The sequence below is a fragment of the Streptomyces sp. NPDC020299 genome (genome assembly GCF_044387825.1).
GTDB lineage: Bacteria > Actinomycetota > Actinomycetes > Streptomycetales > Streptomycetaceae > Streptomyces.
This window is the reverse complement of the sequence record NZ_JBIRWL010000019.1, coordinates 156,305-179,133: the sequence shown is the minus strand read 5'-3', so window position 1 is coordinate 179,133 and position 22,829 is coordinate 156,305. Positions and strand designations below refer to the sequence as shown.

At 70.4% G+C, this 22,829-nt stretch carries 23 protein-coding genes; 11 read left to right on the top strand and 12 right to left on the bottom strand.

Going from position 1 to position 22,829, the window contains the following annotated elements; genetic code table 11:
* The first annotated feature begins 110 nt into the window (after positions 1-110).
* On the top strand, positions 111-1,319 hold the full coding sequence (locus tag ACH45E_RS36985; protein WP_361449275.1) for a PLP-dependent aminotransferase family protein: 1,209 nt from the start codon (positions 111-113) through the stop codon (positions 1,317-1,319).
* A 20-nt stretch (positions 1,320-1,339) separates the two neighbouring features.
* Complete coding sequence (locus ACH45E_RS36980) at positions 1,340-2,185, top strand: arylamine N-acetyltransferase (RefSeq protein WP_361449278.1); 846 nt, start codon at positions 1,340-1,342, stop codon at positions 2,183-2,185.
* Between the two features lie 16 nt (positions 2,186-2,201).
* Here ACH45E_RS36980 and ACH45E_RS36975 read toward each other — a convergent pair whose 3' ends face one another.
* From ACH45E_RS36975 to ACH45E_RS36965, 3 genes are read right to left on the bottom strand one after another with little or no spacing between them, the layout of a single operon-like run.
* Positions 2,202-3,017, bottom strand: coding sequence for a DUF4253 domain-containing protein (locus tag ACH45E_RS36975; RefSeq protein WP_361449281.1), 816 nt, complete (start codon positions 3,015-3,017; stop codon positions 2,202-2,204).
* A 37-nt stretch (positions 3,018-3,054) separates the two neighbouring features.
* On the bottom strand, positions 3,055-3,231 hold the full coding sequence (locus tag ACH45E_RS36970) for a DUF397 domain-containing protein (protein WP_361449284.1): 177 nt from the start codon (positions 3,229-3,231) through the stop codon (positions 3,055-3,057).
* Positions 3,228-4,055 (bottom strand): helix-turn-helix transcriptional regulator, encoded by an 828-nt coding sequence (locus ACH45E_RS36965; RefSeq protein ID WP_361449287.1) that lies wholly within the window; start codon positions 4,053-4,055, stop codon positions 3,228-3,230. The genes ACH45E_RS36970 and ACH45E_RS36965 overlap by 4 nt, the downstream gene beginning before the upstream one ends.
* A 91-nt stretch (positions 4,056-4,146) precedes the next feature.
* Between ACH45E_RS36965 and ACH45E_RS36960 the strand changes: the two genes are divergently transcribed.
* From ACH45E_RS36960 to ACH45E_RS36950, 3 genes are all read left to right on the top strand, one after another.
* Positions 4,147-4,566 (top strand): ATP-binding protein, encoded by a 420-nt coding sequence (locus ACH45E_RS36960; protein ID WP_361449290.1) that lies wholly within the window; start codon positions 4,147-4,149, stop codon positions 4,564-4,566.
* An 86-nt stretch (positions 4,567-4,652) separates the two neighbouring features.
* Entirely contained in the window at positions 4,653-6,560 is a 1,908-nt protein-coding gene (locus ACH45E_RS36955) for a P-loop ATPase, Sll1717 family (RefSeq protein ID WP_361449293.1), read from the top strand.
* A 17-nt stretch (positions 6,561-6,577) separates the two neighbouring features.
* A complete protein-coding gene (locus tag ACH45E_RS36950; protein ID WP_361449296.1) occupies positions 6,578-8,212 on the top strand; it encodes a protein kinase in 1,635 nt (544 codons plus the stop codon).
* 16 nt (positions 8,213-8,228) lie between these two features.
* Here the strand turns inward: ACH45E_RS36950 and argS are convergent, their stop codons facing one another.
* Entirely contained in the window at positions 8,229-9,998 is a 1,770-nt protein-coding gene (gene argS / locus ACH45E_RS36945; RefSeq protein WP_361449299.1) for an arginine--tRNA ligase, read from the bottom strand.
* A gap of 128 nt (positions 9,999-10,126) precedes the next feature.
* Between argS and lysS the strand changes: the two genes are divergently transcribed.
* On the top strand, positions 10,127-11,905 hold the full coding sequence (gene lysS, locus ACH45E_RS36940) for a lysine--tRNA ligase (RefSeq protein WP_361449301.1): 1,779 nt from the start codon (positions 10,127-10,129) through the stop codon (positions 11,903-11,905).
* Between the two features lie 98 nt (positions 11,906-12,003).
* Here the strand turns inward: lysS and ACH45E_RS36935 are convergent, their stop codons facing one another.
* The 3 genes from ACH45E_RS36935 to ACH45E_RS36925 form a co-directional block, all read right to left on the bottom strand.
* Positions 12,004-13,320: a DUF2637 domain-containing protein gene (locus ACH45E_RS36935; RefSeq protein ID WP_361449304.1), complete on the bottom strand. Its 1,317-nt coding sequence runs from the start codon at positions 13,318-13,320 to the stop codon at positions 12,004-12,006.
* A gap of 99 nt (positions 13,321-13,419) precedes the next feature.
* A complete protein-coding gene (locus ACH45E_RS36930) occupies positions 13,420-14,379 on the bottom strand; it encodes a DUF3558 domain-containing protein (RefSeq protein WP_361449307.1) in 960 nt (319 codons plus the stop codon).
* Positions 14,380-14,497: 118 nt separating this feature from the next.
* Positions 14,498-15,355, bottom strand: coding sequence for a DUF3558 domain-containing protein (locus tag ACH45E_RS36925; protein WP_361449310.1), 858 nt, complete (start codon positions 15,353-15,355; stop codon positions 14,498-14,500).
* A 215-nt stretch (positions 15,356-15,570) separates the two neighbouring features.
* On the opposite strand from ACH45E_RS36925, the gene ACH45E_RS36920 reads away from it, so the two are divergent.
* A complete protein-coding gene (locus tag ACH45E_RS36920) occupies positions 15,571-16,764 on the top strand; it encodes an RtcB family protein (RefSeq protein ID WP_361449313.1) in 1,194 nt (397 codons plus the stop codon).
* A 1-nt stretch (position 16,765) separates the two neighbouring features.
* On the opposite strand, the gene ACH45E_RS36915 is transcribed toward ACH45E_RS36920, so the two are convergent.
* Positions 16,766-16,954 (bottom strand): hypothetical protein, encoded by a 189-nt coding sequence (locus tag ACH45E_RS36915; RefSeq protein ID WP_399042326.1) that lies wholly within the window; start codon positions 16,952-16,954, stop codon positions 16,766-16,768.
* 126 nt (positions 16,955-17,080) lie between these two features.
* On the opposite strand from ACH45E_RS36915, the gene ACH45E_RS36910 reads away from it, so the two are divergent.
* Positions 17,081-18,709, top strand: coding sequence for an IS200/IS605 family accessory protein TnpB-related protein (locus ACH45E_RS36910; RefSeq protein WP_361449316.1), 1,629 nt, complete (start codon positions 17,081-17,083; stop codon positions 18,707-18,709).
* Between the two features lie 54 nt (positions 18,710-18,763).
* On the opposite strand, the gene ACH45E_RS36905 is transcribed toward ACH45E_RS36910, so the two are convergent.
* The 3 genes from ACH45E_RS36905 to ACH45E_RS36895 all read right to left on the bottom strand — a co-directional run bounded on the left by ACH45E_RS36905 (position 18,764) and on the right by ACH45E_RS36895 (position 20,176).
* Positions 18,764-18,967, bottom strand: coding sequence for a hypothetical protein (locus ACH45E_RS36905; protein ID WP_361449319.1), 204 nt, complete (start codon positions 18,965-18,967; stop codon positions 18,764-18,766).
* A 1-nt stretch (position 18,968) separates the two neighbouring features.
* The gene (locus ACH45E_RS36900; protein WP_361449322.1) at positions 18,969-19,745 is read right to left on the bottom strand and encodes an SDR family NAD(P)-dependent oxidoreductase; all 777 of its coding nucleotides are present in this window, start codon (positions 19,743-19,745) and stop codon (positions 18,969-18,971) included.
* 92 nt (positions 19,746-19,837) lie between these two features.
* The gene (locus ACH45E_RS36895; RefSeq protein WP_361449325.1) at positions 19,838-20,176 is read right to left on the bottom strand and encodes a YnfA family protein; all 339 of its coding nucleotides are present in this window, start codon (positions 20,174-20,176) and stop codon (positions 19,838-19,840) included.
* A gap of 101 nt (positions 20,177-20,277) precedes the next feature.
* Here ACH45E_RS36895 and ACH45E_RS36890 point away from each other — a divergent pair, with 101 nt between their 5' ends.
* Both ACH45E_RS36890 and ACH45E_RS36885 read left to right on the top strand, forming a co-directional pair.
* On the top strand, positions 20,278-20,760 hold the full coding sequence (locus ACH45E_RS36890; RefSeq protein WP_361449328.1) for a hypothetical protein: 483 nt from the start codon (positions 20,278-20,280) through the stop codon (positions 20,758-20,760).
* An 83-nt stretch (positions 20,761-20,843) separates the two neighbouring features.
* Entirely contained in the window at positions 20,844-21,329 is a 486-nt protein-coding gene (locus tag ACH45E_RS36885) for a MarR family winged helix-turn-helix transcriptional regulator (protein WP_361449331.1), read from the top strand.
* Between the two features lie 20 nt (positions 21,330-21,349).
* Here the strand turns inward: ACH45E_RS36885 and ACH45E_RS36880 are convergent, their stop codons facing one another.
* Positions 21,350-21,757 (bottom strand): helix-turn-helix domain-containing protein, encoded by a 408-nt coding sequence (locus tag ACH45E_RS36880; RefSeq protein ID WP_361449334.1) that lies wholly within the window; start codon positions 21,755-21,757, stop codon positions 21,350-21,352.
* A 134-nt stretch (positions 21,758-21,891) separates the two neighbouring features.
* On the opposite strand from ACH45E_RS36880, the gene ACH45E_RS36875 reads away from it, so the two are divergent.
* Complete coding sequence (locus ACH45E_RS36875) at positions 21,892-22,815, top strand: NADP-dependent oxidoreductase (protein WP_361449337.1); 924 nt, start codon at positions 21,892-21,894, stop codon at positions 22,813-22,815.
* The last annotated feature ends 14 nt before the right edge of the window (positions 22,816-22,829 follow it).

Sequence of the window (22,829 nt, the reverse complement as noted above, 5' to 3'; positions counted from 1 at the left end):
CAGGGCCCGAACGGGCCGCCGCGTCCGCATCCCGGAAACCCGCTTGTAGACGGCACGTACTTCCCTAGGCTGCGGGCACGAGACGTCACCGCAGCCGAAGGAGCCGTGCCATGACGGTCGCCGAGCCCGTGCCCACCTCCGCCCCCGTGCCGCCGCTCGCGGCGCGCGCCCGCTCGGTCGGCGGGTCTCCCGTACGGGACATCCTCGCCGTCACCGCCCGTCCCGAGGTCATCAACTTCGCGGGCGGGCTGCCCGCGCCGGAGCTGTTCGACACGGAGGGGATAGCGCAGGCGTACCGCGCGGTGCTCACCGAACTGCCCGCCCGCGCCCTCCAGTACTCCACCACGGAGGGCGAGCCCGCGCTGCGCACCACGCTCGCCGCCCGCACGGCCGCACGCGGCCTGCCCACGGACCCCGACGACATCCTCGTCACCACCGGCTCCCAGCAGGCGCTGTCCCTGCTCGCCACCGCCCTCCTCGAACCCGGCGACACCGTCCTCGTCGAGGACCCCTGCTACCTCGCGGCCCTCCAGGCCTTCCGCTTCGCGGGCGCGCGGATTCTGCCCGTCCCATCGGACGCCCACGGTGTCGACCCCGAGGCCCTGGCGCAGCTGGTGGCACGCGAACGCCCCAAGCTGCTCTACACCGTCCCCACCTTCCAGAACCCCACCGGCCGCACCATGCCGGCCGCACGCAGGGCGGCGGTCGCGGACATCGCCGCGCGGCGCGGACTGTGGATCATCGAGGACGACCCGTACGGCGAGCTCCGCTTCGAGGGCGAGCGCGTGCCGTGGATCGCCACGTACCCCGGCGGGGCGGACCGTACGGTTCTGCTCGGCAGCTTCTCCAAGGTGATGGCACCCGGCCTGCGCCTCGGCTGGCTGCGGGCACCCGCCGAGCTGCGCCGGGCCTGCGCGATCGCCAAGCAGGCGGCCGACCTGCACACCCCGACCGTCAACCAGCTCGCCGCGGCACGCTATCTGGCCGACAACGACCTGGACGCCCACGTCGCCCGGGTCGCCGGGGCGTACCGCGACCGCCGCGACGCCATGCTCGCGGGCCTGCCCCACGCGCTCCCCGACGGCTCGACCTGGAACCGCCCCGAGGGCGGCATGTTCCTCTGGGCCCGCCTCCCGGAGCCGTACGACACCACGGCCCTGCTCCCCGGCGTCGTACGGCACGACGTGGCCTACGTCCCCGGCGCCCCCTTCCACACCGGCGAACCCGACCGCTCCACCCTCCGCCTCTGCTTCGTGACACAGACACCGGAGGAGATCACGGAGGGGCTGCGCAGGCTGGCGAAGGGACTGCGGATCTAGCACGGGCCTACTGTGAGGGCATGGCTGACACAGTGGGAACAGTGAAATCCGATGCGGGAATCAACCTCGACGCGTACCTCCGGCGGATCGGGTGGGAGGGGGAACGGCGGGCCGACGCGGAGACGCTGCGCGGAGTGCATCTCGCGCACATGCGGGGCATCCCGTTCGAGAACCTGGACGCGTTACGCCGTACGGCGCCCTCGCTGGAGCCCGGCGACCTCGCGGCCAAGCTCCTGCGCAGCCGCCGTGGCGGGTACTGCTACGAGCACAACACGCTGCTCGCCCTCGCCCTGGAGGCGCTGGGCTACCGGGTGACCCGGCTGACGGCACGCGTCGTCGTGGGCGCGGAGGACATCGCGAGCCGCCCGCGCACCCACATGGCCCTGCTGGTCGAGGTGCCGGGCGACCCGCAGCCGTACCTGGCGGACGTCGGCTTCGGGACGATCGGCGCGCTGCTGGAACCCGTGCCGCTGGTCGCTGACGTCGAGTTCCACGACGCGGGGCGACGCCACCGCCTCGTCCACGTGCCGCACGACGGCCCGCTGGAGATGTGGGTGCTCCAGGCCTACGTGGGAGGGGCCTGGGCCGGGCAGTACGCGTTCACCCTGGAGCCCTTCGAGAAGCCCGACTTCGCGGTCATCAACTGGCACATGAGCACGAACCCGCGCTCCCCCTTCACCCAGCGCCTCTACGTGCAGCGCGTCACCGCCGACAGCCATCTGCTCCTGGCCGGCCGCCTCCTGACCGAGACACGCGCCGACGGCACGGTCACGGAGAAGGAGGTGACCGACGAGGCCGAGGCACGCCGTCTGCTCGACGAGGAGTTCGGCATCACCGCCCCGGAGGGGATGACCCTCCTCGGGTGAGGCCGCCTGGTCCGGTTCAGTCCCACCAGAAGTGCCAGACGGATTCGCCGACCAGCTCCTTGGCATAGGCGCCCAGCGAGTGCGTGACGTTGTCCGGGCAGAACGCGAAGTGCTCGGCGGCCAGTGCCTCCGCGTCGGCGAGGGTGGCGGGCGGGGCGGCCACGGAGACGGCCAGGGTGTCGAAGCCCAGGCCGACGACACGTATGCCGAAGCGGTCCTCCCAGGAGCGGAGGACCGCGCAGAGACGGGCCACGTCGTTGTCGTGGTTCACCGGCCCGGACCAGCCGATCGCGGCGGGAACGTCGGCGGACCGCCGGGCCGGGACGAGGGCGAGCCGCGGTTCCCTGAACCAGGCGTGGGAGCCGTCGGTCAGCGTGTCGGCGAGCCGGGCCGCGCAGGTGCCGGGGTCGACGGTCAGCGAACCCGCCGGCGCCAGGCCGGGCCAGACGGGCCCGAACGGCGCCCGCGGCTCGCCGAGTTCCTCGTCGGGCGCGTAATCCTCGTCGTCCTCCCAGTACTCCGCGAGCACCTCCTCGGCGTCGTGGTCCCCGGGGTACGAGGCGTACTCAGGGCTCAGCTCCCAACGCTCGGGCCCGCCCTGGGAGCCGGCCGTCTCGATGAGCACGGGCAGCAGTCCCGCCCGGCCGGCGGGAACACCGAGCGCCGCCCAGGTGCCGGGCCCCGCCTGCTTGTCGGCGTGCCACAGCAGGGGCTCCGGCCACGGCCCGTCGATCGTCGCGTCGATGAGCCTCCCGGGCGGGAGTTGGAGGCCCAGGGAACGCCCGCTCGGGTCGGACGCCAGCCTGGGCAGCGGGTTGGGAAGAGTCGCCATGCCGCCGACTGTAGGGGCAGCCACTGACAGCGGCCGGTCACCTGGTGACGGTGAACGCCTTCCAGGCCTCCGGCCCGATCCAGAGGGTGGGGCCGTCCTCCGGGTTCTTGGAGTCGCGGACGTGGATGGTGTGGGGGGAGACGGCGACTTCGAGGCACTGGCCGCCTTCGCTACTGCTGTAGGTCGACTTGAACCACTGAAGTGCGGTGCTCATTGCTCTCCTAGCAGCCGGTCCAGCAGGCGTCCGGAGTCCTCGACCGTGAGGGCCTGCGTCCGCAGCATCGCATACTTCCGCGCGAGGATGGACACCTCGTCAGGGTCGGAGACCCACTGGCTGCCACGCTGTGATTCCGTGTAGGCGAGGTGCTGGTGGTCAGGCGTCTCCAGGAGTGTGAACGGCCCCGCGTCCCCGGCATGCGACGTACGGTTCAGCGGCAGGAACTGGAGAGCCAGGCCCGGAAGTTCCGAGTACGCGCGCAGATGCCGCAACTGCGCGAGGTGCGTCTCACGTCCCCCGGTGGGCATGAGCAGCACCGGCTCCCAGACGACGAAGCTCAGTGTGGGCGGGACCTTGCGGTGCAGGATCTCCTGCCGGCTGATGCGTGCCGCGATCTTCGTCTCCAGCTCGTCCTCGTCGTACGGCGGAACGCGGCCGCGCAGCAAGGCGCGTGCGTACGCCTCGGTCTGGAGCAGGCCGGGGACGACCAGCGCGTCGTACCAGGACAGGGCGATGGCCTCGCGCTCGTGCAGCATGTACTGCTCGGCGAACAGGGGGAACTGATCGATCTCCGGCATGTTCGCCACCCCCGTCGCCAACATCCCCCTCGTGTCTAGGAGTTCGTCCAACGTTCGGGCCAGGTCGATCAGCAGGGGCCGTCTGCCCTGCTCGATCGACGCGATCGTCTCCTCGTCGGCCAGGACCGCCTCGCCGAGGGTGCGCTGGGTGTAGCCCGCGGCCTTGCGGACCGTCTGGAGCTGGGCGCCCAGCATGCGCATGGTCGAGAGGTTCTTCTGACGCGGCAACTTCCTGGAGCTCATGCTGTTCCGACTCCCGTACACGACCCGTACGGAATCCCCGTACGACTTCACTCACTGATACACGGTAGTGACTCTCCGCAACTCTCGTATCGTGAACGAGACGATCCAACTCCCTGTCTTCCGTGCGAGGCTCTTCCGTCGCGAGCGCCGGTCCGTGCCCGCTGCCAGGCGGTTCACGTACGAGACCCTGGCCGGCTGGCGGCTCGCCGACTACTGCCGCACCGACGACGTGCTGCTGTGCATGAGTGAACTGGCGACGAACGCGTTGCTGCACGGGGTGCCGCCGGGGCGGCAGTTCCGGGTACTCCTGCGCTATGACCGCTGCCTACTGCACGTGGAGGTCCACGACAGCGGCCCCGGTGTCCCGCGCATCGCCGACCGGGCCGACGAGGGCGGGCGGGGGCTGCTGCTCGTCGCCGCACTGTCCGACAAATGGGGCGTACGGGACCGGGAGTTCGGCAAGGTGGTCTGGTGCGAGTTCGAGCGCCTTCCGGGAGTGCAAGACGGCTGAGCGGGACCCGGCCTTGTCGATACGGTGTCGACCAGCGGGATCCGTACTGCGGATCCCGGCTGCCGGGCGACATCTAGGGGGACGGGATGGCCGACGGGCCGCTTCTGGCGCACCTGCACTTCGGGCGTGAGGACGCTGAGCGGGATGTGACCGACGACGGCCTGCTGCTGCGCGGCGGATTCCAGCCCACCGCGGCGTACCGGGCCGCGGTGGCCGGGAAGAAGATGCTCATCATCGGCCGCAAGGGGTCGGGGAAGAGCGCCATCTGCATGCAGCTGCGGGCGGACGGCGGCGAGCGCGCCGGGAGGATGCTGGTCACGCCGGACGAGGCGGCCGGCGAGGAGATCCGGCGGTTCGAGTTACAGGGGTTACAAGGAGACTCGGCGAAGGCGCTGATCTGGCGGTACGTGTTCGCCGTGCACGCCGCGCGGCACCTGGTCGCGCACGCCAGGGGCGACGCGCACGGTCGCCGTGGACCCGCCTCGGTCAAGGCACTCGCCAAGTTCCTCAAGCAGAACGGCGAGTTGACGGGTGACGGGCTGGGGGACCGGCTGGCGGCCAGTGTCAAGGGTCTGCAGACCTCGCTGTCCCTGGAGGCGTTCGGCGTCAAGGCGGGGGTGGACCTTGCGCAGTTGCCGTCGGAAGGGGCGCGTGCGCAGCGGCAGTTGGGCATCGTCGAGCAGGGGGTGGTGCAGGCGCTGGCCGATCTCGGCTGCGACGGTGCGCACGAACCACTGCTGCTCATGGTCGACCAACTGGAGCAGATCTGGTCGGCGGAGCCCGACAGCAACTCGATGGTGATCGGGCTGCTGCTCGCGGCCAAGCACGCGGCGAGCCGCTACGGGCGGTCCGTGCGGTTGCTGCTCTTCCTGCGGGCCGACATCTACGACTCGCTGTCGTTCGGCGAGGGCGACAAGTTCCACGGGGACGAACTGAGGATCACCTGGTCCAAGGCGGCGCTGCGGGACCTGGCCCTGGCCCGCGCGCGGGCCTCCGCCGGGGTGGAGCTGACCGCCGGGCAGCTCTGGCAGGAGATCTTCCCGCCGGAGGTGGCCGGCGAGGACACGCCGGGCTATGTCTTCCGCCGCTGCCTGCCCCGGCCGCGGGACGCCATCCAGTTCCTCAACGCCTGCCAGGAGGCGGCCTGGCTGACACACAGGCGGGACCGGATCACCGAGGCGGACGTGCGGCACGCGGAGCGGCAGTTCTCCGAGTGGAAGCTCAAGGACCTGTCCTCGGAGTACCTCGTCGCCCACCCGTTCCTGAAGAACCTCTTCCCGCTGTTCCAGAACGCCGGGTACGTCGTGTCCCGCGCGGCGCTGCACAGCCGATTCGAGGCGGCCGAGGAGACCCTGCACGAGCTGTTCCCCGCGTACACCGACGCGCTGACCCTCTCTGGAGTCGTCGACGTCCTGTACGGCGTCGGCTTCCTCGGCGTACGACGCGGCCACGACGTGGTGTTCGCCTGGGACGACCACCTGCCGGTGCAGCCGCACGAGACGGAGTTCCACATCCATCCCTGCTTCCGGCAGGCACTCGGCGCCACCCGCGCGATCGACCTGCGCCGGTACGAGCCCGTGGTCGTGCGGGACCGACTGGTGCAAGGCAACGTGTTCAACCGCCCGTCGGCGGGCATCACCCCGGTGCGGCGGGACGACCGGCTGCTGCGGGAACTCGTCCGCTCCTGCCACTCGGTCCTCGCTCAGGTGGGAAGGGCCGTGCCGCTCACGCAGGACGCCCGGGACGAGATCGGCCGGGAGATCAACCGCGTCCTCGACGACGTCAACGCGCTTCCGACGGACGGGACACCGCTCGGCATGACCGACCAGCTCCTGTGCACCGCACACTACTTCACCTCCCTGGCCGCCCAGCTCACCGCCAGCGGCCTCACGGACGGCATGGAGGTGGCGCACCGTCTGGAGGAGGAGGCGCGACGGTTGCGCCGGCTGGCGGGCGGCTCGTACGGCAGCTCGGGCAGCTCGGCCGGGAACTGAACGGGGGGACATGACCGGTGCAGGGCGAACTGCTGGCGGGGCGGTACCGGATGGGGCCGCGACTCGGCGTCGGGGGCATGGGTGAGGTGTGGGCCGCACAGGACGAGCGGATGCGGCGCAACGTCGCGGTCAAGTTGGTCCACGCCGCGTTCGGAGCGCAGGGGACGGAGACGCAGGACAGGTTCCGCCGCGAGGTGCAGCTCGCCGCACGGCTGTCCCACCGGAACGTGGTGACCGCCTACGACTGGGGGGACGTGCTGGTCGGTGGGCGGCAGGTCTTCTACCTCGTGATGGAACTCGTCCAGGGCGTCTCGCTGCGCCGGCGCCTGGAGGAGGGCCAGCCGCCGTGGCCGCTGGCGGTGGGCTGGGCGGCGCAGATCGCGCAGGCGCTGGACGAGGCGCACCGCCATGGGGTGGTGCACCGGGACATCACCCCGGCGAACGTCCTGCTGACGCCCGAGGGCACGGCGAAGATCCTCGACTTCGGGGTCGCCAAGTTCGTGGGCGACACGCTCAGCATCCACGAGCACACCGCGAAGGGGGCGCTGCTCGGCTCGCCGCCGTACATGTCTCCGGAACAAGCCGAGGACGCCGGCGAGATCGACCACCGCAGTGACCTGTACTCGCTGGGCTGCGTTCTCTACCACGCGGTGACCGGCCGCCCGCCGTTCGTCAGCGCCAGCCACCTCGGCGTCCTGCGCATGCAGGCGGAGGCGACGCCGACGGCCCCGAACACCCTGGTCTCCGATCTCCCCACCGCCCTGAACGACCTCATCCTGCGGCTCCTCGCCAAGCGCCCCGACGACCGCCCGGCCGACGCCGCCGCGATCTCCGACAGCCTGGCCACCATCCTCGTCAACCAAGCCGTCACCGTGGCGGGCAGTGACGTGTTCGACGTGGCCCAGCTGGCGCAGGCCGGGAGCATCGCCGAACGGATCGTGGCCAAGGCGTGGCAGGTATGGAGGCTGACGCAGGCGGATTGCGCCGCGAAGCTCGAGGAGGCCGAGCACTTGCGCAAGCGAGCCGCCGACGAGGCCGAGCAGCTCCGCAAGCAGGCCGTCGCCAAGGCCGAGAGGATCCATGCGCAGGCGGACAAGGATGCGCGGGAGTTGCTGGCAGCGGCACGGAAACGTTCCGGGAACGGATACAAGAGCCGGTTGCCGGACGCGACCAGCATGCCGCACAGCCAGTTCGCCATGGTCGAGGACGGCTACCACCCGCAGGCCGTGCAGCAGCACGTCCGCGGGCTGCTCTCCCAGCAGTATCGACTCCACAGCCTGATCCGGGGGATGGAGAGACTCATCAGGACGACTGCCTCCGGCATGGCGAGCCAACCCGACGAACACGCGCGCACCTGGAGCAAGAAGGCGCTGAAAGCCGTGGAGGACGAGGCCTGGGCCAGGAGCCCGAACGTCAACTCTCCCGAAAAGGCGGGAGTCGGGCTGGCCGAAGTGTCGTTTCCCAGGGCGGTCCGGGGATACAGCCCGGCACAGGTGCTCAAATACCTGCTCAGCCTGGCAGCGGATCAGTACGCCCTCGAACACTCCGCCGCGGTACTGGGCAAACTCCTGTCTGAGGGCGACTCGCTCCGGAACCGCAACGACCCGCCGCCGCGGTACGAGCCGCCGGAGTACGGCCCGCCCCCGGGATGAGGGCGGGCCGTGCCCGTCACAGCTTGTCCGGCGTCCTGATCCCCAGCAGCGCCATGCCCTGGTGCAGGGTGCGCGCGGTGAGGTCGACCAGGAACAGGCGGTTCTCCACCTGCTCCGGCGTCTCGGCCTTCAGCACCGGGCACTGGTCGTAGAACGACGTGAGCAGCGACGCCAGCTGGTAGAGGTAGGCGGCCAGCTTGTGCGGCTCGTACGCCGCCGCGACCTCCAGTACCGTCTCGGCGAACCGGTCCAGGTGCAGACCGAGGGCCCGCTCGGCCGGCGCCAGTTCCAGCTCCGGGTGGGCCGCCGGGTTCGCCTCGCCCGCCTTGCGGAGGATCGACTGGATACGGGCGTACGCGTACTGGAGGTAGACGGACGTGTCGCCGTTCAGCGAGACCATCTGGTCCAGGTCGAACTTGTAGTCCCGCACCGCCGAGGTGGACAGGTCCGCGTACTTCACGGCGCCGATGCCCACGTACCGGCCGTTCTCGTCGATCTCCTGCTCGGTCAGGCCCACCTTCTCGGCCTTCTCCCGGACGACCGCCGTGGCCCGGTCGACGGCCTCGTCCAGGAGGTCCTGGAGCTTGACCGTCTCGCCCTCACGCGTCTTGAACGGCTTGCCGTCCTTGCCGAGGACCGTGCCGAAGGCCAGCTGGTGCGCCGTGACGTCCTCGCCCAGCCAGCCCGCCCGGCGCGCGGTCTCGAAGACCATCTTGAAGTGCAGGGACTGCCGCGCGTCCACCACGTACAGCAGTGTGCTCGCCTTCAGGTTGAAGACCCGGTCGCGGATCGCGGAGAGGTCCGTGGCCGCGTAGCCGTAGCCGCCGTCGGACTTCTGCACGATCAGCGGGACCGGGTTGCCGTCCGGGCCCTTGACGTCCTCGAAGAAGACGCAGAGGGCGCCCTCGGAGCGGACGGCGACGCCGGACTCCTCCAGGAGGCGGCAGGTCTCGGCGAGCATGTCGTTGTAGCCGGACTCGCCGACGATGTCGGGGTCCCGGACCTCCATGTCCAGCTTCTCGAAGACGGAGAAGAAGTAGATCTTCGACTCGTCCACGAACTTCTGCCACATGGCCAGGGTGCGCGGCTCGCCGGCCTGGAGGTCCACGACCCGGCGGCGGGCCCGCGTCTTGAACTCCTCGTCCGAGTCGAACAGCTTCCGCGCCGCCTTGTAGAGGCGGTCGAGGTTCGACATCGCCTCGTCACCGGTGACCTGGGCCTGCTTGTGGTCCAGCTCGTGCGGGTGCTCGTCCAGGTACTGGATGAGCATGCCGAACTGGGTGCCCCAGTCGCCGATGTGGTGGCGGCGGACCACGTTCTCGCCGGTGAACTCCAGGATCTGGACCGTCGCGTCGCCGATCACCGCCGACCGCAGATGGCCGACGTGCATCTCCTTCGCCACGTTCGGCTGGGCGTAGTCGATCACCGTGGTGCCCGGGTTCACGGCGTGCGGCACGCCGAGGCGGCCGGAGTCGTCCGCGTACCGCGCGGCCAGGTTCCGCGTGATCGCCCGGTCGGTGATCGCGATGTTCAGGAAGCCGGGCCCGGAGACCTCGACGTCCTTGATCACGTCACCGGTGACGAGGTGGGAGACGACCTCGGTCGCCAGCTCCCGCGGGTTCGCCTTGGTCTTCTTGGCGAGCGCCAGGATCCCGTTGGCCTGGAAGTCGGCCCGGTCGCTTCGTCGCAGCAGCGGGTCCGCGCCGGCGGCCTCCGGCAGGGTGGCCGAGAGGGCGGACGCGAGCTGCTGCTGGACGGAGTCGCTGAGGGACGTGACCGAGGCCATAGGAATGGGTGCCGTTCTCCTCGTGGGAATGGATAGACCCAGCCAGTATCCCACGGAGGGTAAAGCCGTTTTCCCGGGCGCGAGCCGGTCTGTGAGAATGGGGTGTCACCCCGTTCAGAAAGAAGGACGTGCCGATCGTGGCTCAGAGCACCGAGACCTCCGACTGGGTCTCCCGTTTCGCGGATGAGGTCATCGAGGAATCGGAGCGTCGGGCCCCGGGCAAACCGGTGGTCGTCGTCGCGTCCGGGCTCTCCCCCTCGGGCCCGATCCACCTCGGCAACCTCCGCGAGGTCATGACCCCGCACCTGGTCGCCGACGAGATCCGCCGCCGCGGGCACCAGGTCCGGCACCTGATCTCCTGGGACGACTACGACCGTTACCGGAAGGTGCCCAAGGGCATCCCCGGCGTCGACGAGGACACGTACAAGCAGCACATCGGCAAGCCGCTGACCTCCGTCCCCGCCCCCGAGGGCTCCGCCCACCCGAACTGGGCCGAGCACTTCAAGGCCGCGATGACCCAGTCGCTGGCCGAGCTGGGCGTCGAGTTCGACGGGATCAGCCAGACCGCGCAGTACACCTCCGGCGTGTACCGCGACCAGGTCCTGCACGCCATGAAGCACCGCGGCGACATCGACGCGATCCTCGCCCAGTACCGCACCAAGGCCAAGCCCGCCGCCAAGAAGCAGCAGCAGAAGCCCGTCGACGAGGCCGAACTGGAGGCCGAGGAGGGTTCGGGCGCCGCGGCCGAGGACGACGGCAGCAGCTCCGCCGGGTACTTCCCGTACAAGCCGTACTGCGGCGGCTGCGGCAAGGACCTGACGACGGTCACCTCGTACGACGACGACACCACCGAGCTGTCGTACACCTGCAACGAGTGCGGCTTCGCCGAGACCGTCCGGCTCAGCGAGTTCAACCGCGGCAAGCTGGTCTGGAAGGTCGACTGGCCGATGCGCTGGGCGTACGAGGGCGTGATCTTCGAGCCCTCCGGCGTCGACCACTCCTCGCCGGGGTCCTCCTTCCAGGTCGGCGGGCAGATCGTCGGGATCTTCGGCGGCAAGCAGCCCATCGGCCCGATGTACGCCTTCGTCGGCATCAGCGGCATGGCGAAGATGTCCTCGTCGCGCGGTGGCGTGCCCACCCCGGCCGACGCGCTCCAGATCATGGAGCCGCAGCTGCTGCGCTGGCTGTACGCCCGGCGCCGGCCCAACCAGTCCTTCAAGATCGCCTTCGACCAGGAGATCCAGCGGCTGTACGACGAGTGGGACAAGCTCGCGGGCAAGGTCGCTGGGGGCACCTCCCAGGCTATTGGCACTGGGGGAGGCTCCGCCCTGCCGGGCGACGTCGCCGCGTACACCCGGGCCGTGGGCACCGCCGCCGGCGAGCTGCCCAGGACCCCGCGCCCCATGCCGTACCGCACCCTTGCCTCCGTCGCCGACATCACCGCCGGCCACCAGGACCAGGCCCTGCGCATCCTGTCCGAGCTCGACCCGGCCAACCCGCTCGGCACCCTGGACGAGGCCCGGCCCCGGTACGACAAGGCCGAGGCCTGGATCAACACCCACGTCCCGGCCGACCAGCGCACCATCGTCCGCGACGAAGCCGACGCCGAGCTGCTGAAGTCCCTCGACGAGCCCTCCCAGCAGTCCCTGCGGCTGCTGCTCGACGGGCTCGCCGACCACTGGTCGCTCGACGGACTGACCCACCTCGTCTACGGCGTGCCCAAGGTCCAGGCCGGGTTCTCCGCCGACGCCACGCCCAAGGAGCTGCCGCCGGAGATCAAGACCGCCCAGCGGACGTTCTTCGCCCTGCTCTACCACCTGCTCGTCGGCCGCGACACCGGCCCGCGGCTGCCCACGCTGCTGCTGGCGGTGGGGCAGGACCGGGTGCGGGCCCTGCTCGGGGAGTAAGACCGTATGGCTGTAAGGCTGTAACGCCCTGCGAAAGGCGCCCGGTGCTTTCCAGCACCGGGCGCCTTTCGCATGCTCTGCTGCTCCGCTCGCCGGATCTAGGCGATGTGGTCCTCTTCCAGCTCCGCGTTGTAGCGGTTCGTGAAGCGGTTGACCATGCGCTTGGCGTCCTCCGGCGGGAGACCGATGCTGAACTCGGCCTCGACGTTCTCGCCGAACTCACGCGGCGTCGGGTAGCTGCCGTTGATCGACTGCTTGAAGACCTGGTAGTACGCGTCCTCGTCCGGCTCCGGAGACCCGCCGCCCTCGCCGAGCTCACGGGTACGGCCGGGGCTCACCGGGATGGGAAAGCTGCCGGTCTCCTCCGGAGAGGGCTCCTCGTACTGCGACTGCTGCTGGAACTCCTGCTGGAACTCCTGCTGGAACCGCTCTTGCTGGAACCGCTCCTGCTGGAACTGCCGCTGCTGGTACTGCTCGGCCTCCTGCTGCTCCGCGTACCACTGGGCGTACTGCTCCGCCGGGTCGTACGCGGGGTCGTAGCCGCCGTGGTACTCGACCTGCTGGGGAACGTTGAACCAGGGGCTGTTCTCCTCCGCCGGTTCGGCGGGCCGGGACCGCTCCTCGGCAGGCGCCGCCTGCCGCGGTACGGAAGCGGACGCGGGCGCTTGCGCGGGCGCCGGCGCGGCCTCGACGGCCCGCGGAGGCGCGGACGCGGAAACCTCGACCGCACGTGCCGCGGGCAGCACCGGCGGCTCGATGCCGGCCGCGGCCAGCCCCTCCGGAGCGGTCTGAGCCAGCGGCACCCCGTACCGCGCGAGCCGCAGCGGCATCAGCGACTCCACCGGAGCCTTCCGCCGCCACGCCCGGCCGAACCGGGAACGCAGCCGCGCCTGGTAGACGAGACGTTCCTGCTCCAGCTTGATCACCTGGTCGTAGGAGCGCAGCTCCCACAGCTTCATACGACGCCACAGCAGGAAGGTCGGCACCGGCGAGAGCAGCCAGCGCGTCAGACGCACGCCCTCCATGTGCTTGTCGGCCGTGATGTCGGCGATCCGGCCGATCGCATGCCGGGCCGCCTCGACCGCGACCACGAACAGCACCGGGATCACCGCGTGCATGCCCACACCCAGCGGGTCCGGCCAGGCCGCGGCACCGTTGAAGGCGATCGTCGCCACCGTCAGCAGCCACGCCGTCTGACGCAGCAACGGGAAGGGGATACGGATCCAGGTCAGCAGCAGATCCAGGGCCAGCAGGACACAGATACCCGCGTCGATGCCGATCGGGAACACATAGGAGAAATTCCCGAAGCCCTTCTTGATGGCCAGTTCACGGACGGCCGCGTACGAACCGGCGAAGCCGATGCCGGCGATGATCAGCGCGCCGGCCACGACCACACCGATGAGAATGCGGTGCATCCGAGTCAGCTGCAGTGGCGCGGCCACTCGTTACTCCCCTCCCAGTGCGTGTTGTTGCGCGCATAGGGTGGCACACCTGTACGGCAAACGTGGTGCCGGTCAGCCCTTCGAAGCCGCCGACTTCGACGGGGACGCACTCGCGGACCCCTTCTTGGAACCCGAAGACGACGCCGACGGAGACGCCGACTTGGACGGCGACTTCGAGGCCGACTTCGACGGCGAGGAGCTCGCCCCGCCGGAGCCCGCACCCGAGCCCGAGTCCGAACTTCCGCCCGCCCCCTGGCCGTTGGCCTTCGACACCGCGGCCACCGCCTCCTTGGCCGCCTTCTCGGCCGCCTTCGTCAGACCGCTCGCGTCCGGAGTCTTGTCACCCGCCAGACCCGCACCGTTGTAGTCGAGGGTGACGACGACGTTCTCCGTCCGGACGACCAGCGTCTGCTGCTTGAAGCCGCCTTCCTTCTTCTTCAGGTCGTAGTGCACCACCGACGCCTCGTTGCCCGTCCCCGAGACCGGCTCCGTCTTGGAGTTCTTCGCACCCGACACCGACTGCGCGGCCTTGACCTGGTCCGCGTAGTACACCTGCGCCTGCTTCTCACCCGAACCGCGGTTGGCGTCCGAGTCGAAGCGGAGCAGCGAGACGTTGAGCCAGCGGAACTGCGAGCCCTTCACCCCGTTGTTGTCGAGGCTGCTCCAGGAACAGCTGGACCGGGACGAAGTGTCACTCGACGTACCCTCCTTGCCCGACTTCGCACCCTTGGGCACCATTTCGCCCAGAGTGCTCTTCGACAGCACCGCACACGGCTCCGGCAACTTCGCGTACGCGGCCGCCTGCACCGACGGAGAGGCACTCGCGGAGGCGCTGCCCGCGTCCGCACCGGCCGCGGCGGTCTGCTGCGACGCCTTCGCACCCCCGTCGGACCCGGAGTCCGACGAACAGCCGGCCGCCACCAGCATCACGGGGACCGCCGCCGCACCGACAAGAAGGCGGGGGAGGAGCTGGCCTCGCTGGGCACGCTGGTCGTCTCGCTGGGCTGCTCGCTGCATGGTTCCTTCACTCATGACGCTCGTGTTTCCTGCGGTCGGATCGGGTCCGATGGGTCACGGTACGCGTTGAGCGAGCTGTGCGGCTTCCCTTCACGGGCTTTGCATACGGCCCCCCAAGGCCCCCGCGACACCCCTAACCGCCCAGCACGTCATCCAGCTCGGCGGCCAGATTACGGGCCCTGTCCTGCATTTCCTCACTGTCCGGAGCGACCCCGATCGCCATCGGCTGCTCCGCGTACTCGATGGTCACAATCACGTTGGACGTGCGGAACACCACAGTCACCGTCCGCTGCTGCGCCGTCGAACCGGAACTCGTCAGCTGGTCGTCGATGAACGCCTCGTCACCCAGGTCGTCGAGAACACGGGGCTGGAGATCGGCCGAGTCGGACGGCGAGGCACTGGAGGTACTGGGGGAAGCGGTCGCAGACGGCGCCACCGTGGAAGTCGACTCCCCACCGGCAACCGAGGCGGACGACGAAACGGAAGGAGACCCGGAGGCCGACCCCGACGCCGACCCCGGCCCCGACTCCGTGACCTGCGGCGCGGGAAGGCCGGCCGCGACCTGCTGCTCCCCGAAGAGCTTCTCCGCCTGACTGTCGTCGCTCACCGCGTTGTCGTACGACACCACCCGCTCGAAATCGACCAGGAGATGATCCGTAGCGTCCGTGGAATCAACCTTCCAGCGACAACCGACCTTACGATCCGTGTCATACGTGAGCGTCGCCTCGCCCTGGTACGCCTTGTCCTGCTGCTCCGGGTCGGCGATCTGCTTGACACCGGGCAGCAGCGAGTCGAGCGTGCTGTGATCGATCGCACCGCAGGCCTCGGGGAGCGTGCGGTACTTGCCGGGCTGCGCCACCGCCGTCGCCGTACCGGCGTCGCCCGGGTTCGCATCGTCCGTCGTGCCCTTGTCGCCCGAGCCGCTCGTGCAGCCGGCCAGCAGCGCCGCGAGGAGGGCGGCGGTGCCGGTTACATACGCCTTCCGCTGCACGGTCAGGCTCCTCTCGACGGTGTCCCGGGCGATGGGTCATCCAGTGTCCCCGCTGGTAATTCGCTTGCCGCGGCGGGGCGCCCACTGGAGACAATGTGTATCGCACGCACTGCTGTGAACGCCGGTCCGCTGTCCCTTTTCACCGACCTTGGCGCTGCTTTTGCGTTTTGCACTTCTTAAGACTTTTGTTGCACCCCCGGGGGAATGAGGAAGACATGTCGTACGTGGAAATGCCCGGCGCGAGGGTACCGATCCGCATGTGGACCGACCCCGCGACCGTCGAGGACGTGGCCCTGCAGCAGCTCCGCAACGTCGCCACCCTCCCGTGGATCAAGGGCCTGGCCGTCATGCCGGACGTCCACTACGGCAAGGGCGCGACGGTCGGGTCTGTCATTGCCATGCAGGGGGCGGTGTGCCCGGCGGCGGTCGGGGTGGACATCGGCTGCGGGATGTCGGCGGTGAAGACGTCCCTGACGGCGAACGATCTGCCGGGGGATCTGTCGCGGCTGCGGTCGAAGATCGAGCAGGCTATTCCGGTGGGGCGGGGGATGCATGAGGACCCCGTCGACCCCGGGCGACTGCACGGGTTCCCGACCGGGGGCTGGGACGACTTCTGGGCGCGGTTCGACGGGGTCGCGGAAGCGGTCAAATTCCGTCACGATCGGGCGGAAAAGCAGATAGGAACGCTCGGGTCGGGCAACCACTTTGTCGAAGTTTGCACGGATTCGATCGGTTCTGTCTGGCTGATGCTTCACTCCGGTTCCCGCAACATTGGCAAGGAACTCGCGGAGCACCACATCGGCGTCGCCCAGAAGCTCCCGCACAACCAGGGCCTGGTCGACCGCGACCTCGCCGTGTTCGTGGCGGACACCCCACAGATGGTGGCCTACCGCAACGACCTGTTCTGGGCACAGGAGTACGCCAAGTACAACCGCACGATCATGATGGCGCTCCTGAAGGACGTGGTCCGCAGGGAGTTCAAGAAGGCGAAGCCGACCTTCGAGCCGGAGATCTCCTGCCACCACAACTACGTGAGCGAGGAGCGCTACGAGGGCATGGACCTGCTCGTCACCCGCAAGGGCGCGATCCGCGCGGGCTCCGGCGAGTATGGGATCATTCCCGGCTCCATGGGCACGGGTTCGTACATCGTGAAGGGTCTAGGCAACGAGAAGTCCTTCAACTCGGCCTCGCACGGCGCCGGTCGGCGCATGAGCCGCAACGCGGCGAAGCGCCGCTTCTCGACCAGGGACCTCGAAGAGCAGACGCAGGGTGTGGAGTGCCGCAAGGACTCCGGCGTCGTCGACGAGATCCCCGGCGCCTACAAGCCGATCGAGCAGGTCATCGACCAGCAGCGGGACCTGGTCGAGGTCGTGGCGAAGCTGAAGCAGGTCGTCTGCGTGAAGGGCTGAGTCACTTCAGCCGCTTCTCCAGCAGGGTCACTGCGTACGGGCTGCCCGTGCCGCCGTTCTTCGCGGCCTGTACGCCGGCCACCGTGTAGCCCGCCGCCTCGTAGTAGGTGCGCAGGCGGGAGTCGCGAACTGCTGCTGGCTGACTGTGGTTGGGCGCGTTCTGGTGTGCATGAGTGAGCGTCTTGGTCACATCGTGCGTGTGCGCCAGGTGTGGGGAACGGGAGTTCCTGCGTCGAATGCGTGACCTTCGCGTGAGGTGTTCGTTGAGTGTCGTGACGGGTTCTTCGGCGCCGGGCGCCGGGCAGGGGGTGGGGCAGTGGGCGGGTTGCGTGAGATTGTGGCTTCGTTCGTGGTGCCCGGCCCGTCCGGGGTGGCGATCCGGGACAGCCTCAAGGGGCTGACCACCCAGGACGAGAAGGTCCTGCGCCTGGTCGGTGACCTGCTCGGCTCCCTGGCCTCCCGCGACCTGAAGGCCCGCTGCGCGGACGGGCTCGATCACGACAGTGACCGGTGGGCGGGACGCAAGCGTGCCCTGACCGGGGAATCCTCCTCGCGCTGGGCGGGCAGCATCACCAAAGCCACGCATGACCAGTGGGCACTGGCCCGGCGCGGTCAGCTCGCCCACATCCACAACCTCCAGGCAGGCGTGGACACCATCAAACACCGGCTGTCGCTGCCGATCGGGGCGAAGGGCTCCGAGGGTCGGCCGGGCGGCTACCGCTCGAAGCGGGAGTGGTTCGCCAAGTCCCGGCGCCTACACCTGCTCGAAGACCGGCTGGAACAGCAACGCGCCCAGTGCGAGGCCGGACAGGTACGGGTGGTGCGCGGCGGGAAGAAGCTGCTGCGCGCCCGGCACAACCTTCAGGCCGCCCACATGAGCGAGGCCGCATGGCGCAGCCGGTGGGAGGCGGAGCGCTGGTTTCTCCAGGCCGACGGCGAGTCCGGGAAGCGGTACGGCAACGAGACGATCCGGGTGAGTCCGGACGGTGAGGTGAGCATCAAGTTGCCCGCGCCGCTCGCGGGCTTGGCGAACGCGTCGCACGGCCGGTACGTGCTCGCGTGCCGGGTCGGCTTTGGGCATCGGGGCGAGGAGTGGGCCGACCGCGTCACGGCCAATCGGGCCGTGGCCTACCGCATCCACTACGACGTAGGCCGTGGCCGCTGGTATCTGACCGCCTCCTGGCAGAACCCGCCGGTGCAGCTCGTGCCGCTTCAGGCCGTACGCGCCACGGGGCTGGTCGGTGTGGACATGAACGCCGACCACCTGGCCGCCTGGCGCCTGAACACCCACGGCAACCCGGTCGGTGCGCCCCGCAGGTTCGACTACGACCTGTCCGGCAGCGCACCGCACCGCGACGCCCAGGTCCGCCACGCCCTCATCCGCCTGCTCCACTGGGCCGAGCGCCATGGCCTGGCTCTCGCGATCGAGGACCTGGACTTCCACACGGAGAAGACCCGGGAGAAGCACGGACGGCGCAAACACTTCCGCAAGCTCATCTCCGGGATGCCCACCGCCAAGCTACGCAGCAGGCTGGTGTCCATGGCCGCGGAACTCGGCATCCCCCTGGTCGCCGTCGACCCGGCCTACACCAGCCGCTGGGGCGCACAGCACTGGCAACGCCCCCTGACCACCACAACCCGCACCACCACGCGCCACGAGGCTGCCGCCGTGGCGATCGGACGGCGCGCTCTGGGACACCCGATCCGGCGACGGACGGCACCGCCCCCACCACACCGGAGTGATGCGGTGGGGCATCGGACCGTCCAGGCCGCATCAGGTGCCCTGGGGCGTGAGGGAACCCGCCCCCGCGTTCCCGGACCACGGACACGATCCGTCGGCGCCGGACGCGGAGCGAAAGCGGGCGACCAGCGTGCCCACAACCGTTCGGGGCACGCGGCTGAGCACGAGTCCTGGCACCAGGACTCACTCCCGCTCAGCCTTTAGGAACGGTTGGAGGCGAGGCAGCCGGCGTCCGGTGGCCCAGGCCGCCGGGTCGTCCTACCAGCGTTCCCAGGCGCCTGCCAGGTGGTCGCCGCTGTGGGCCAGCCAGACCTCGCCGTCGCGCATGCGTGCGCGGAAGTGGGCCTCGTCCTTCCCGCCGGGTTTCCACTGGTCGATGCCGTGGGCCAGTTGCCACAGGGCCGCCGTGTCGTGGAGGCGCACCAGGGCGGGGATCTGTCCACACCTCAGTGTGGACTCCACGTCACAGCTCCCGGTGGACCTTGGTGTTGGAGGCCTGGGCGCGGGGGCGGAGGACCAGGAGGTCCACGTTGACGTGGCTGGGGCGGGTCACCGCCCAGGCGATGGTGTCGGCCACGTCGTCGGCGGTGAGGGGTTCGGCGACGCCCTCGTACACCTTGGCCGCCTTCTCCTGGTCGCCGCCGAAGCGGGTGAGGGCGAACTCGTCGGTGCGGACCATGCCGGGCGCGACCTCGATGACGCGGACCGGCTGTCCGACGATCTCCAGGCGCAGGGTCTCGGCGAGGACGTGGGCGCCGTGCTTGGCGGCGACGTAGCCCCCGCCGCCCTCGTAGGTGCCGTGGCCGGCGGTGGAGGAGACGACGACCACCGTGCCGTCGCCGCTCGCGACGAGCTTCGGCAGGAGGGCCTGGGTCAGGTTGAGCGTGCCGATGACGTTCGTCTCGTACATCGTGCGCCAGTCCGCGGGGTCGCCGGTGGCGACGGGGTCGGCGCCGAGTGCGCCGCCGGCGTTGTTGACGAGGACGCCGATGGTCCTGAAGGCGCCGGCGAACTCGTCGACGGCCGCGCGGTCGGTGACGTCGAGCGGGTACGCGGTCGCGGAGTGGCCGGCCGCCGTCAGTTCTTCCGCGAGTGCCTCGATACGGTCCTTGCGGCGGGCGGTGAGGACGACGCGGTAGCCGGCCGCGGCGAGCTGCCGGGCCGTGGCGGCGCCGATTCCGCTGCTCGCACCGGTGACGACGGCGATGCGGGAGGCGGCGGACGGGGCTGCGGTGGCCATGGGGCGGCTCCTCGGGCGTACGGTGATCGGTCCGTACCCAAGGGTAGGTGACCGCCCCGGGCCCACCGCGGGGCCGTCCGCCCTCCGAACGGTCAGCCCCCGCCGCGCGGCGCCCACATGAGGACGGCCATTCCGGCGAGGCAGATGAGCGCGCCGGTGATGTCCCAGCGGTCGGGGCGGTAGCCGTCGGCGACCACGCCCCACAGCAGGGAGCCGGCGATGAAGATCCCGCCGTAGGCGGCGAGGACGCGGCCGAAGTGGGCGTCGGGCTGGAAGGTGGCGACGAATCCGTAGGCGCCGAGGGCGAGCACGCCGCCGGCCGCCCAGAGCCAGCCCCGGTGCTCGCGCACGCCCTGCCAGACGAGCCAGGCGCCGCCGATCTCGAAGACGGCGGCGACGACGAAGAGGGCGGCGGAGCGGAGGACGAGCATGGGGGCAGCTTCGCACGGTCGCGTCACCTGATGGATGGCGCCTGCCGTCCGCTCCGCGTGGCATACATCCCGTAGATACGCATATGTGAGGAGTGGGTTTCATGCGAGGTGTGCGGGGTCTGCGGAGCGTCACCATGTTCGGGCTGGCCGGGCTCGCCGTGGTCGCGGGTGGTGGGGCCGCCTGGGCCGGTTCCGGTGATCCCTCGGCCGGTCTGGCCTATCACGGTTCCGCGGTGCTGGTCGGCGATCAGGTGGACGTGTGGCTGACCCCGCGCAACGACGGGCCGTCCGCCGTCCCGGACGCGAGCGTGCGGCTGCGCTGGTCGGCGACGCTCGCGGATGCGCAGCAGCTCCCGACGGGGTGCGCGCGCACGGACGAGCGGGCGGTGGTGTGCCGCACGGGGGCGCTGGCCGCGCACGGGCTGGGTGAGCAGATCGCGCTCTCGGTGCGGCTGAAAGGGCAGCCGTCGGAGGTGACGATGGAGGTGGAGACGGCGTGGCACGGTGGCGCCGCCGACCCCGGCAAGGCGCATGACGTGGAGCGGGTGCTGGTGCTGGCCACGGGGGACACGTACGCGTTCTGAGCCGTGGGGTGCCGGGCGCGGGCCGTGCCGGTACGGTCGCTGCGTCGTACGCTGTCTGCACGGCGCAGACGAAAGGGGCGGTCATGTCCGGGAACGGTGCTCAGGACGGCCGGTCGCGGCTGCTGGCGGAGCTGTCCACGGTCTCCCGCCGGTACATGGCGTCGTACGCCCTGTTCAACCAGGCCGTCGCCGACCATCTCGGCCTGCACCCCACCGATCTGCAGTGCCTGAATCTGCTCACGCTGGAGGAGGCCCCGGTCACGACCGGCCGTATCGCGGAGCTGACGGGGCTGACCACGGGGTCGGCGACACGGCTGGTGGACCGGCTGGAGAAGGCGGGGTATGTCGTCCGGGAGCGGGACGCGGTGGACCGGCGGCGGGTGCTGGTGGCCACCGTGCCGGAGAAGGTCGCCGAGTTCGGGCGGATGTGGGACCGCCTCGGCGGCACCTGGGAGACGCTCTTCGACGACCTGGACGACACCGAACTGGCGCTGATCGTGCGGCACATGAGGCGGACGGTGGAGCTGAGCGGGGAGCAGATCGCCCGGCTGCGGGAGGGGCGGGTCTAGGGGGTCTAGGGGGGAGCTTCTTATCCCTCCTCGGTCTGCGCGTCGTAGTGCTCCCGTGCCGCCCGTACCTCGTCGAAGTGGGTCTCCGCCCAGTCCTTCACCGCGGTCAGCAGCAGGGCGAGGTCGCGGCCCAGCGGGGTGAGTTCGTAGTCGACGCGGACCGGTACGGACGGGGTGACCTCGCGGGTCAGGATGCCGTCGCGCTCCAGGGTGCGCAGGGTCTGGGTCAGCATCTTGGGGCTGACGCCGGCGATCTTGCGGCCGAGGTCGCTGTAGCGCATGGGTCCGCCGGCGAGGGCGGCGACGACCAGGCTGACCCACTTGTCGCTGAGCCGGCCGAGGAGCTGGTTGGTGGGGCAGCCGCGGATGAAGGCGTCGTACTCGGCACGGGCCTGTTCGCGTCGCTGTGCCGCCGTCAAGGTCGCCATGGCTCTCCTCCGGGTCTCCTACGCACCTTCAGGTAACTACTTACCGATGGATAGTAACTCTTCCTAGGGTTGTCGCAACGGGCCGGAAACGGGGCGGGAAGCGCCCAAGAGGCCACTGGACTGGGAGAGTTGAGATGCGCGCTGTTGTGGTGAGGACGTTCGGCGGGCCCGAGGTCGTGGAGGTCGTGGAGGCGGAGGTGCCCGAGCCGGGTGCGCGGCAGGTGCGGATCAAGGTGGCGGCGAGCGCGCTGAACCCGGTGGACGCGGGGGTGCGGTCCGGGGTCTTCGGCGGGGCCGGCAAGCAGATCGGGCTCGGCTGGGACGTCGCCGGGACGGTGGACGCGGTGGGTGTGGCTGGGGGTACCCCCTCTGGGGGAGCGTGGAGCGTGGGCGACGAGGTGGTGGCGCTCGACTACGGCATGGTGAAGCCGCTGGGCGCGCACGCCGAGTACGTCGTCGTGCCCACGGACGCGGTGGCCAAGGCGCCCGCCACGGTGGACGCGGTGCAGGCGGCCACCCTGCCGCTGAACGCGCTGACCGCCGCCCAGGCCCTGGACCTGCTGGAGCCGGCGCCCGGCCGGTCGCTGCTGGTGACGGGCGCGGCGGGCGCGGTCGGCGGGTACGCCGTGCAGCTCGCCGCGCGCCAGGGTTTCTCGGTGACCGCACTGGCCCGGGAGGGCGACGAGGAGTTCGTACGCTCCCTGGGTGCCGCCGACTTCACGTCCGGCGACTTCACCTCCGGCGGCGTCGTGCCGGCGGGCTTCGACGCGGTGCTCGACGCGGCGGTGCTGGGTGAGCCGGCGCTGGAGTGGGTGCGGGACGGGGGCGTGTACGTCGGTGTCATCCCGCAGGCCCAGCCCGCGCCGGTCCGCGGGGTGCGTGCGGAGGCCGTCGAGGTGAGTGCCGACGGGGCCCGGCTTGCCGAGCTGGTCCGCCTGGTGGACGAGGGTGTGCTGACCCCGCGGGTGGCGGAGACGTACGCCCTGGAGGAGGCGGCGAAGGCCCACGCCCGGCAGGCCGAGGGCGGGGTGCGGGGGCGGCTGGTGCTCGTCCCCTGACGCTGTGCACGGAG

What these genes read in the sequence shown, in the direction of transcription:
- ACH45E_RS36985 (WP_361449275.1), top strand. Translation starts at nt 111, where the DNA reads ATGACGGTCGCCGAGCCCGTGCCCACCTCCGCCCCCGTGCCGCCGCTC.
- ACH45E_RS36980 (WP_361449278.1), top strand. Translation starts at nt 1,340, where the DNA reads ATGGCTGACACAGTGGGAACAGTGAAATCCGATGCGGGAATCAACCTC.
- ACH45E_RS36975 (WP_361449281.1), bottom strand. Translation starts at nt 3,017, where the DNA reads ATGGCGACTCTTCCCAACCCGCTGCCCAGGCTGGCGTCCGACCCGAGC.
- ACH45E_RS36970 (WP_361449284.1), bottom strand. Translation starts at nt 3,231, where the DNA reads ATGAGCACCGCACTTCAGTGGTTCAAGTCGACCTACAGCAGTAGCGAA.
- ACH45E_RS36965 (WP_361449287.1), bottom strand. Translation starts at nt 4,055, where the DNA reads ATGAGCTCCAGGAAGTTGCCGCGTCAGAAGAACCTCTCGACCATGCGC.
- ACH45E_RS36955 (WP_361449293.1), top strand. Translation starts at nt 4,653, where the DNA reads ATGGCCGACGGGCCGCTTCTGGCGCACCTGCACTTCGGGCGTGAGGAC.
- argS (WP_361449299.1), bottom strand. Translation starts at nt 9,998, where the DNA reads ATGGCCTCGGTCACGTCCCTCAGCGACTCCGTCCAGCAGCAGCTCGCG.
- ACH45E_RS36935 (WP_361449304.1), bottom strand. Translation starts at nt 13,320, where the DNA reads ATGCACCGCATTCTCATCGGTGTGGTCGTGGCCGGCGCGCTGATCATC.
- ACH45E_RS36930 (WP_361449307.1), bottom strand. Translation starts at nt 14,379, where the DNA reads ATGAGTGAAGGAACCATGCAGCGAGCAGCCCAGCGAGACGACCAGCGT.
- ACH45E_RS36920 (WP_361449313.1), top strand. Translation starts at nt 15,571, where the DNA reads ATGTCGTACGTGGAAATGCCCGGCGCGAGGGTACCGATCCGCATGTGG.
- ACH45E_RS36900 (WP_361449322.1), bottom strand. Translation starts at nt 19,745, where the DNA reads ATGGCCACCGCAGCCCCGTCCGCCGCCTCCCGCATCGCCGTCGTCACC.
- ACH45E_RS36895 (WP_361449325.1), bottom strand. Translation starts at nt 20,176, where the DNA reads ATGCTCGTCCTCCGCTCCGCCGCCCTCTTCGTCGTCGCCGCCGTCTTC.
- ACH45E_RS36890 (WP_361449328.1), top strand. Translation starts at nt 20,278, where the DNA reads ATGCGAGGTGTGCGGGGTCTGCGGAGCGTCACCATGTTCGGGCTGGCC.
- ACH45E_RS36885 (WP_361449331.1), top strand. Translation starts at nt 20,844, where the DNA reads ATGTCCGGGAACGGTGCTCAGGACGGCCGGTCGCGGCTGCTGGCGGAG.
- ACH45E_RS36880 (WP_361449334.1), bottom strand. Translation starts at nt 21,757, where the DNA reads ATGGCGACCTTGACGGCGGCACAGCGACGCGAACAGGCCCGTGCCGAG.
- ACH45E_RS36875 (WP_361449337.1), top strand. Translation starts at nt 21,892, where the DNA reads ATGCGCGCTGTTGTGGTGAGGACGTTCGGCGGGCCCGAGGTCGTGGAG.